General features: G+C 67.5%; 8 protein-coding genes and 1 pseudogene. All 9 read left to right on the forward strand.

From position 1 onward, the window contains the following. Nucleotides 1-253 (forward strand): annotated as a pseudogene (locus AC27VN_RS22715) (hypothetical protein); the annotation flags it as partial. 175 nt (nt 254-428) lie between these two features. Further along, the gene (gene ggt / locus AC27VN_RS22720) at nt 429-2,048 is read left to right on the forward strand and encodes a gamma-glutamyltransferase (RefSeq protein WP_281077905.1); all 1,620 of its coding nucleotides are present in this window, start codon (nt 429-431) and stop codon (nt 2,046-2,048) included. Nucleotides 2,049-2,138: 90 nt separating this feature from the next. Further along, nucleotides 2,139-2,870, forward strand: coding sequence for a pseudouridine synthase (locus AC27VN_RS22725; RefSeq protein WP_057589615.1), 732 nt, complete (start codon nt 2,139-2,141; stop codon nt 2,868-2,870). 89 nt (nt 2,871-2,959) lie between these two features. After that, on the forward strand, nt 2,960-3,979 hold the full coding sequence (locus AC27VN_RS22730; RefSeq protein ID WP_490877979.1) for a YncE family protein: 1,020 nt from the start codon (nt 2,960-2,962) through the stop codon (nt 3,977-3,979). Further along, nucleotides 3,963-4,784 carry a polysaccharide deacetylase family protein gene (locus AC27VN_RS22735; RefSeq protein WP_490877980.1) on the forward strand — a complete coding sequence of 274 codons (822 nt, stop codon included), beginning with the start codon at nt 3,963-3,965 and terminating at the stop codon, nt 4,782-4,784. The genes AC27VN_RS22730 and AC27VN_RS22735 overlap by 17 nt, the downstream gene beginning before the upstream one ends. Before the next feature lie 10 nt (nt 4,785-4,794). Further along, nucleotides 4,795-5,769, forward strand: coding sequence for a sterol desaturase family protein (locus AC27VN_RS22740; protein WP_490877981.1), 975 nt, complete (start codon nt 4,795-4,797; stop codon nt 5,767-5,769). Nucleotides 5,770-5,891: 122 nt separating this feature from the next. Next, nucleotides 5,892-6,773, forward strand: coding sequence for an EI24 domain-containing protein (locus AC27VN_RS22745; RefSeq protein WP_490877982.1), 882 nt, complete (start codon nt 5,892-5,894; stop codon nt 6,771-6,773). Then, nucleotides 6,770-7,570 (forward strand): competence/damage-inducible protein A, encoded by an 801-nt coding sequence (locus tag AC27VN_RS22750; protein ID WP_490877983.1) that lies wholly within the window; start codon nt 6,770-6,772, stop codon nt 7,568-7,570. Before AC27VN_RS22745 ends, AC27VN_RS22750 begins: the two co-directional genes overlap by 4 nt. Before the next feature lie 147 nt (nt 7,571-7,717). After that, complete coding sequence (gene glnA / locus AC27VN_RS22755) at nt 7,718-9,133, forward strand: type I glutamate--ammonia ligase (RefSeq protein ID WP_093343384.1); 1,416 nt, start codon at nt 7,718-7,720, stop codon at nt 9,131-9,133. The last annotated feature ends 296 nt before the right edge of the window (nt 9,134-9,429 follow it).

Here is a 9,429-nt window from a genome sequence, read left to right on the forward strand (position 1 = left end):
CACGGTCTGCAACGGCTGGCACGAGACGGTGGCCCTGTCGCTGCTCGAGCGCGCGCTGCTGCCGCTGCTCGACGGCACCCGTTCGCACGAAGCGCTGGTCGAACACCTCGAGACCGAAGTGCGCGCCGACCGCCTGCGCTTCGTGCGCAACGACGAGCAGATGACCGATCCCGAGGCGCTGAGCGCCTTCGCCCGCGAGCAGGTGGCGCTGGCGCTGCGCGACCTGCGGCGCAAGGCACTGCTCGCCGGCTGAACCCTCGCCAGACACACACCCAAACTCCGCAACCAACGACATCTCAAGAGGAGACATTCAGATGCATCGACTTCCATCCACCCCCCAACTGCGCGCGGCGATCGCCGCCGCGCTCGCGCTGGCCGCCGGCGCTTCGCAGGCCGCGTCGCAGGCGCCGGTCGCGGCCGAACACGGCATGGTGGTGAGCGCCCAGCACCTCGCGTCCAAGGTCGGCGTCGACGTGCTCCAGCGCGGCGGCAATGCCGTCGACGCGGCCGTGGCCGTGGGCTACGCGCTCGCGGTGGTCTATCCGGCCGCGGGCAACCTCGGTGGCGGCGGCTTCATGACGGTGCAGCTGGCCGACGGCCGCAAGACCTTCCTCGACTTCCGCGAGAAGGCGCCGCTGGCGGCCACGGCCAACATGTACCTCGACAAGGACGGCAACGTCATCAAGGGCCTGAGCACCAACGGCCACCTGGCCGTGGGCGTGCCCGGCACGGTGTCGGGCATGGAGTACGCGCGCGAGAAGTACGGCACGAAGAAGCGCGCCGAACTGATCGCGCCGTCGATCCAGCTCGCCGAGAAGGGCTTCGCGCTCGAGCAGGGCGACATCGACATGCTCTGGACCTCGACCGCCGACTTCCAGAAGGACCCGGTCTCCGGCGCGATCTTCCTGAACAAGGGCGAGCCGTTCCAGGTCGGCCAGAAGCTGGTGCAGAAGGACCTGGGCAAGACGCTGCGCGCGATCAGCCAGAACGGCACCGACGGCTTCTACAAGGGCTGGGTGGGCCAGGCCATCGTGGCCTCGAGCCAGGCCGGCAAGGGCATCATCACGCAGGCCGACCTCGACCAGTACAAGACGCGCGAACTGGCGCCAGTCGAGTGTGACTACCGTGGCTACCGCGTGGTGTCGGCACCGCCGCCGAGCTCGGGCGGCGTGATCATCTGCGAGATGCTCAACATCCTCGAGGGCTATCCGCTCAAGGACCTGGGCTTCCGTTCGGCGCAGTCGGTGCACTACCAGATCGAGGCCATGCGCCATGCCTACGTCGACCGCAACAGCTACCTGGGCGACCCCGACTTCGTGAAGAACCCGCTCGATCGCCTGCTCGACAAGGGCTATGCCGAGAAGATCCGCGCCGCCATCGACCCGAAGAAGGCCGGCGTCTCCAAGGACATCAAGCCCGGCGTCGCGCCGCACGAGGGCAGCAACACCACCCACTACTCGATCACCGACCAGTGGGGCAACGCGGTCTCGGTCACCTACACGCTCAACGACTGGTTCGGCGCCAAGGTCACGGCCGCCAAGACCGGCGTGCTGCTCAACAACGAGATGGACGACTTCACCTCGAAGGTCGGCGTGCCGAACATGTACGGCCTGGTGCAGGGCGAGGCCAATGCCATCGCCCCGGGCAAGCGCCCGCTGAGCTCGATGAGCCCGACCATCGTGTCGAAGGACGGCAAGCCGGTGTTCGTGGTCGGCACGCCGGGCGGCAGCCGCATCATCACGGCCGTGCTGCACACCATCCTCAACGTGGTCGACTACGGCATGAACGTGCAGGAAGCCGTCGATGCGCCGCGCTTCCACCAGCAATGGTTGCCCGACGTCACCAACGTCGAGACCTTCGCGCTGAGCCCCGACACCCGCAAGATCCTGACCGACATGGGCCACAACCTCGGCGTGCCGCAGCCGGCCAACCACCTGGCCGCGATCATCGTGGGCGCGCCCACCCTGGGCGGCAAGCCGGTGGGCAACAACCGCTTCTACGGCGCCAACGATCCGCGCCGCAATACCGGGCTGGCCGCGGGCTACTGACCGTCGCGAGGAGGGCGCCGGACCGGTCCGCGCCTTCTGAGACACTCCAGGGCGGCCGCGTGCGAAGCGCGGCCGCCTTTTCTTTTCGCCATGCAACTGCAAGACATCCTCTATTCCCAGGGCTTCGGCACGCGGCGCGTGTGCGCGGGCCTGGTCCAACAGGGCCTCGTGACCATCGCCGGCGCGGTGGTCGACGATCCCGCCACCGATCTGGACGCGGAAGGCCTGCAGTTCACCGTGCAGGGCACCGCCTGGGCCTACCACGAGAAGGCCTACCTGATGCTGCACAAGCCGGCCGGCACCGAGTGCTCGCAGAAGCCCTCGACCTACCCGAGCATCTACACGCTGCTGCCGTCGCCGCTGCGGCTGCGGCCCAACAAGGGCGCGGTGCAGGGCGTGCAGGCCATCGGCCGGCTCGACCAGGACACCACCGGCCTGCTGCTCCTGACCGACGACGGCCAGTTCATCCACAAGATGGGCTCGCCCAAGCACCACGTGCCCAAGGTCTACGAAGTGACGGCCAAGCACCCGATCGACGACAAGCAGATCGCCCGCCTGCTGGCCGGCGTGGTGCTCGACGACGATCCGAAGCCGGTGCGCGCGGCCGCCTGCGAGTCCGACAGCCCGCTGCACCTGCGGCTCACGCTGACCGAGGGCAAGTACCACCAGGTCAAGCGCATGCTGGCCGCGGTGGGCAACCGCGTCGAGGCGCTGCACCGCTCGCGCATCGGCACCGTGGCGCTGCCCGCGGACCTGGCGCCCGGCCAATGGCGCTGGCTGGCGGCCGACGAGGTCGCCGCCCTGCGCGCGCCTGCGAAATAACTGTCAACTGTCCGCCTTTTCGGCAGCTGGCGGTCAGCCAGCCGTCGGTTCGGATCGTTAACATTCGAAGCCCTTTTCCGGAACTTCCCTTGCGCTTTCTTTCCCGTTCGACCGGCCGCGCCGCGGCCCTGCTGTCCGCCTGCCTGCTCGGCGCGATCGCCTTCACGGCGCCGCTCGCCGCCACCGCGGCTCCCCCGGAACCCCCGCCGATCTTCGTGCTCAACTCGCTCGATGCCAGCGTCAGCGTGATCAATCCGGTCGACTGGACCGAGAAGCAGCGCATCCCGACCGGCAAGGAACCGCACCACATCTACATGACGCCCGACGAGAAGTCGGTCATCGTGGCGAATTCGGCCGGCGATTCGCTGACCTTCGTGAACCCGCGCACCGCCGAGGTCCAGCGCGTGGTCTACGGGATCATCGACCCCTACCAGCTGCAGTTCTCGCGCGACATGAAGTGGTTCGTGACCGCGGCCAACCGGCTCAATCACGTCGACGTCTACCGCTGGGACGGCAAGGACCTGAAGCTCGCCAAGCGCATCACCACCGGCAAGACGCCCAGCCACATCTGGATCGACAACACCAGCACCATCGCCTACGTGACGATGCAGGACAGCGACGAGATGATCGCCGTCGACCTGCCGACGCAGACCATCCGCTGGCGCGTGGCCACTGGCCCGATGCCGGCCGACATCTACGGCGTGCACAACGACAAGACGCTGCTCGTGGGCCTGACCGGCAGCGACGGCGTGCAGGTGTTCGACGTGGCGGGCGCGCAGCCGAAGCTGGTCGGCAAGATCCCGACCGGCAAGGGCGCGCACGCCTTCCGCTCGGCCGGCGACGGCAAGAGCGTGTTCGTGAGCAACCGGGTGGCCAATTCCATCAGCCGCATCGACCTCGCCACGCTCAAGGTCACCGAGACCTACCCGGTGCCCGGTGGCCCCGACTGCATGGACGTGTCGGCCGACGGCAAGACTCTCTACGTCACCTCGCGCTGGGCCAAGAAGCTCAGCGTGGTCGACCTGGCCAGCGGCAAGGTGGTGCGGCAGGTGAACGTCGGCCGCTCACCGCACGGCGTCTGGACGCTCGACCATGCGAAGCGCATCTAGCCCGCGCCGGCGTGCGGCCGCGGGGCTGGCCGCGCTGCTGGCCGTCGCGGTGGCGATTCCCGCCGGCGCCCAGAGTGCCGCGGCGAGCTGCGAGAAACCCGTCTACCTGACCTTCGACACCGGCCACATGGGCATCGCGCCGCTGGTGGCCGAGGTGCTCAAGCGCCAGCAGGTGCACGTCACCTTCTTTGCCGCCGCCGAGCGCACCCAGACCGACGGCGACAGCCTCGACAACCACTGGGCCGCCTGGTGGAAGGCGAGGGCGGCCGAGGGCCACGAGTTCGGCTCCCACACCTACGACCACGTCTACTGGCGCGCCGACCTCAAGGGCGTGACGCCGAGCTTCCGCGTCAAGCCCTCGGCGGGCGCGCTGGCCGGGCGCGAGTTCACCTGGAGCGCGGCCGAGTACTGCGCCAACATCCGCAAGTCCTCCGAGCGGCTCGAGCTGATCACCGGCAAGAAGCCGCTGCCGCTGTACCGCGCGCCCGGCGGCAAGACCTCGCCCAAGCTGCTGGCCGCCGCGCGCGACTGCGGCTATGCGCACGTGGGCTGGGCGCCCGCCGGCTTCCTGGGCGACGAACTGCCGAGCGAGAAGTTCAGCAACGAGAAGCTGCTCACGCAGGCGCTCGACACCATCCGCCCCGGCGACATCCTGCTCGCCCACCTGGGCATCTGGTCGCGCAAGGATCCGTGGGCGCCGGCCAACCTCGAGCCGCTGATTGTCGGCCTGAAGGCCAAGGGCTTCTGCTTCCAGACGCTGCGCCAGCATCCCGACTACCGCGCCTGGATCGCATCGCATCCCTGAGGCGGCTTCCGTGATCGACTGGCTGACGGATCTCTTCTCCTCGCTGCAGGGCTGGTTCTTCGAAACCGTCGTGCAGCCCTTCGTCTATACGATCGGCCTCGGCGGTTGGACCGAGGACGCCTTCGACGCCACCGGCTGGCTGCTGGTCGGCCTGATCCAGATCGTGGTGCTGGTCGCGCTGATCGGCCCGCTGCAGCGCTGGCGCGCCGTGGAGCCGGTGACCGACCGGCGCGCGATCCGCATCGACGTGCTCTACACGCTGATCCACCGGCTGGGCCTGTTCCGGCTCGCGATGTTCTTCACGCTGCAGCCGGTGTTCGACGACCTCATGGGCAGCCTGCGCGCGGCCGGCTGGGGCACCTTGCACCTCGACGAACTCTGGCCCGGCGTGACCGACGTGCCGGTGATCGCGTTCGCGATCTACCTCGTGGTGCTCGACTTCGTCGGCTACTGGATCCACCGCGGCCAGCACCAGTTCAACTGGTGGTGGGGGCTGCATTCGCTGCACCACTCGCAGCGCCAGATGACCATGTGGAGCGACGACCGCAACCACCTGCTCGACGATATCCTGCATGACACCCTGATCGTGATCGTGGCGCAGCTGATCGGCGTGGCGCCGGGGCAGTTCATCGCCTTCGTCGCCTTCACCCAGCTCAGCGAAAGCCTGCAGCACGCCAACCTGCGCCTGAGCTTCGGCGCCCTCGGCGAACGGTTGTGGATCAGCCCGCGCTTCCACCGGCTGCACCACAGCATCGGGCTGGGCCACGAGTCGAACGGCAAGAGCACGCTCGGCGGCCACAACTTCGGCGTGCTGCTGCCCTGGTGGGACATGCTGTTCGGGACCGCCAACTTCGAGAACCGCTACGACCCGACCGGCGTGCGCGACCAGGTCGAGCCCGATGCCGCGGGCAAGGTGCGCGACTACGGCCAGGGTTTCTGGGCCCAGCAGTGGCTGGGGCTGAAACGCATGGTCGGCCGCGGTTGAGCACGGCGGCTTCTCTCCAGCTGCCTCAGCTGCGCGCGGCGTGCGCACGAACCGGCGAATCGCCCGGCCGCCGGCTCTGGCTTCACGGCCACTCGGGGCGCGCCGGGTTATCCTCCGGCCCGATGCGCCTGCTCCTCGACTCCTTCTGGCGCGCGGTGGCCTATTGCATGCTGCCGCGCGTGATCGTGCTGTCGTTGGTGCCGCTGGGCCTGATGGTGCTGCTGGCCGCCGTCTTCGGCTACTTCTACTGGGATGCCGCGGTCGCCTGGACGCGCGGCGCGCTCGAATCCTGGCCGCTGCTGGCCAGCTTCTGGGAATGGATCGGGCGGCTGTTCTCGGGCGACGTCACCTCGGTGCTGGCGCCGCTCGCCGTGGTGTTCGCGGCCACGCCGCTGATCGTGGTGCTGTCGCTCCTGATCGTGGCCGGCTTCATGGCGCCGGCGCTCACGCGGCTGGTGGCCGAGCGCCGCTTTCCCTCGCTCGAGCGCAAGAAGGGCGCCTCCTTCTTCGGCAGCGTCGCGCGTTCCATCGGCCTGACCGTGCTGGCGCTGCTCGCGCTGGTGGTCTCGATGCCGCTGTGGCTGATTCCCCCGCTGGTGCTGATCCTGCCGCCGCTGATCTGGGGCTGGCTCACCTACCGCGTCATGAGCTTCGACGCGCTGGCCGAGCACGCCAGCGCCGAGGAGCGCGCCACCTTGCTGCGCGCGCACCGGCTGCCGCTCTTGTGCATCGGCGTGCTCTGCGGCTACCTGGGCGCCGCGCCCAGCATCGTCTGGGCCTCGGGCCTGCTGTTCGCGGCCGCCTTCTTCGTGCTGGTGCCGCTCGCGATCTGGATCTACACCCTGGTCTTCGCCTTCTCGGCCCTGTGGTTCGGCCACTACTGCCTCGATGCGCTGGCGCAGCTGCGCGGCCAGCGCGCAGCCGCCACGGCGGCCGCCATTCCGGGCGACGCCGCCGCCATCGAGGCCGACCAGGCCGTTCTCTCCCAATGGAAATCCCCATGACCCGTGAATTCGGCCTGATCGTCGTCGGCGACGAGATCCTTTCGGGCAAGCGCCTCGACAAGCACATGCCCAAGGTGATCGAGCTGCTCGCGGCGCGCGGCCTGCAGCTGGGCTGGGCCGAATACGTGGGCGATGTGCCCGAGTGCATCACCGCCGCGCTGGCGCGCGCCTTCGCCTCGGGCGACGTCGTCTTCTCGACCGGCGGCATCGGCGCCACGCCCGACGACCACACCCGGCAGTGCGCCGCCAAGGCGCTGGGCGTGCCGCTGGCGCTGCATCCCGAGGCCGAGCTGCTGATCCGCGAGCGCATGCAGGACACGGCGCGCGAGCAGGGCGTGGCCTACGAGCCCGACCGGCCCGACAACATCCACCGGCTCAACATGGGCGTGTTTCCCGAGGGCGCCCGGATCATCGCCAACCCCTACAACAAGATCCCGGGCTTCAGCGTGGGCGACGTCCATTTCGTGCCCGGTTTCCCGGTCATGGCCTGGCCGATGATCGAGTCGGTGCTCGATGCCCGTTATGCCGATCTTTTCGTCCGGACCCGGGTCCTGGAGAAGTCCGTGATCGTTTTCGGTGCCATGGAAGCCACCCTCACGCCCCTGATGCAGGCGATCGAGGAGCGCCATGCGCGCATCAAGGTTTTCAGCCTGCCGAGCGTCGATCACCCCCAGTACGGCCGTCATATCGAGCTCGGCGTCAAGGGCGACCCGGAACTGCTCGACGCGGCCTACGGCCAGCTCATCGAAGGTTTGCACACTTTTAATGCGCAACTTGGCCCAGAATTGGTGCGTTGATTTTGATCGCACCAATTTGGTGAATTCGACCCTGTTTCAGGCCGCCAAAGTGCGCGTCGCCGGCCGTTCATCGCAGGCGACAATGGCACAGAAACTGCATCCCGCATCCCTGTATTCCCAACCACCCATCCAACTCAGGAGAAATTGATGGCAAAGACCGTCGCCGACGTCATGAAGCTCGTGAAGGAAAACGAGGTCAAGTTCGTCGACTTCCGTTTCACCGACACCCGCGGTAAAGAACAACACGTGACCGTGCCCGTGTCGCACTTCGACGAAGACAAGTTCAGCTCGGGCCACGCGTTCGACGGCTCGTCCATCGCCGGCTGGAAGGGGATCGAGGCGTCGGACATGCAGCTGATGCCCGACCCGAACACCGCGAACATCGATCCCTTCTTCGAAGAGACCACGATGATCCTGACCTGCGACGTGATCGACCCGACCGACGGCAAGCCGTACGAGCGCGATCCCCGTTCGCTGGCCAAGCGCGCCGAAGCCTACATGAAGGCCTCGGGCCTGGGCGACACGGCCTACTTCGGTCCGGAACCCGAATTCTTCGTGTTCGACGGCGTGCGCTGGAAGAACGACATGTCGGGCTGCTTCGTGAAGATCGATTCCGAAGAAGCCTCGTGGAACACCGACAAGGAATACGAGCACGGCAACAGCGGCCACCGTCCCGCGGTCAAGGGTGGCTACTTCCCGGTTCCCCCGGTCGACAGCTTCCAGGACATGCGTTCGGAAATGTGCCTGGTGCTCGAATCGCTGGGCATCCCGGTCGAAGTGCATCACCATGAAGTGGCCAACGCCGGCCAGATGGAACTCGGCACCAAGTTCAGCACGCTGATCCAGCGCGCCGACTGGGTCCAGCTGCAGAAGTACGTGATCCACAACGTGGCCCACGCCTACGGCAAGACCGCCACCTTCATGCCCAAGCCCATCGTCGGCGACAACGGCTCGGGCATGCACGTGCACCAGTCGGTCTGGAAGGACGGCAAGAACCTGTTCGCCGGCGACGGCTACGCAGGTCTCTCGGACTTCGCGCTGCACTACATCGGCGGCATCATCAAGCACGCCCGTGCCCTGAACGCCATCACGAACCCCGGCACCAACAGCTACAAGCGCCTGGTCCCCGGCTTCGAAGCCCCGGTGAAGCTGGCCTACTCGGCCAAGAACCGCTCGGCCTCGATCCGCATCCCGTTCGTGGCGAACCCGAAGGGCCGCCGCGTCGAAGCGCGCTTCCCCGATCCGCTGATGAACCCGTACCTCGGTTTCGCCGCGCTGCTGATGGCCGGTCTCGACGGCGTGGAAAACAAGATCCACCCGGGCGAAGCCGCGAGCAAGGACCTCTACCATCTGCCGCCGGAAGAAGACGCGCTGATCCCGACCGTCTGCCACAGCCTCGACCAGGCCCTCGAGTACCTCGACAAGGACCGTGCCTTCCTGACCAAGGGCGGCGTGTTCACCGATGCGTACATCGATGCCTACATCGACCTGAAGATGCAGGAAGTCACGCGCTTCCGCATGGCCACGCACCCGGTCGAATTCGACATGTACTACTCGCTCTGATCGCGGTTTCCCGCTCGGAGTAACACGAAAGGACGGCCTCGGCCGTCCTTTTCATTGGGGCCGGAACATCCTGTCATCGGGGGCGTCGAATTGCATGAAAATGCGCCTTTCCGCGCTCTCCCGGGCCCTCGAGGTCCCCAAGATCCCATGAAGACTGCCGCACCACTTCTCCTCCTGGCCGCTTCCCTGTTCGCCCTGCCGGCGCTTGCCCAGGAGCGCGTCTGGCGTTGCGGGAACGAATACACCAACAACGCCACCGTCGCGCAGCAGCGCGGCTGCAAGGTGATGGAAGGTGG

The organism is Variovorax sp. 20P10.2.4 (genome assembly GCF_058244205.1).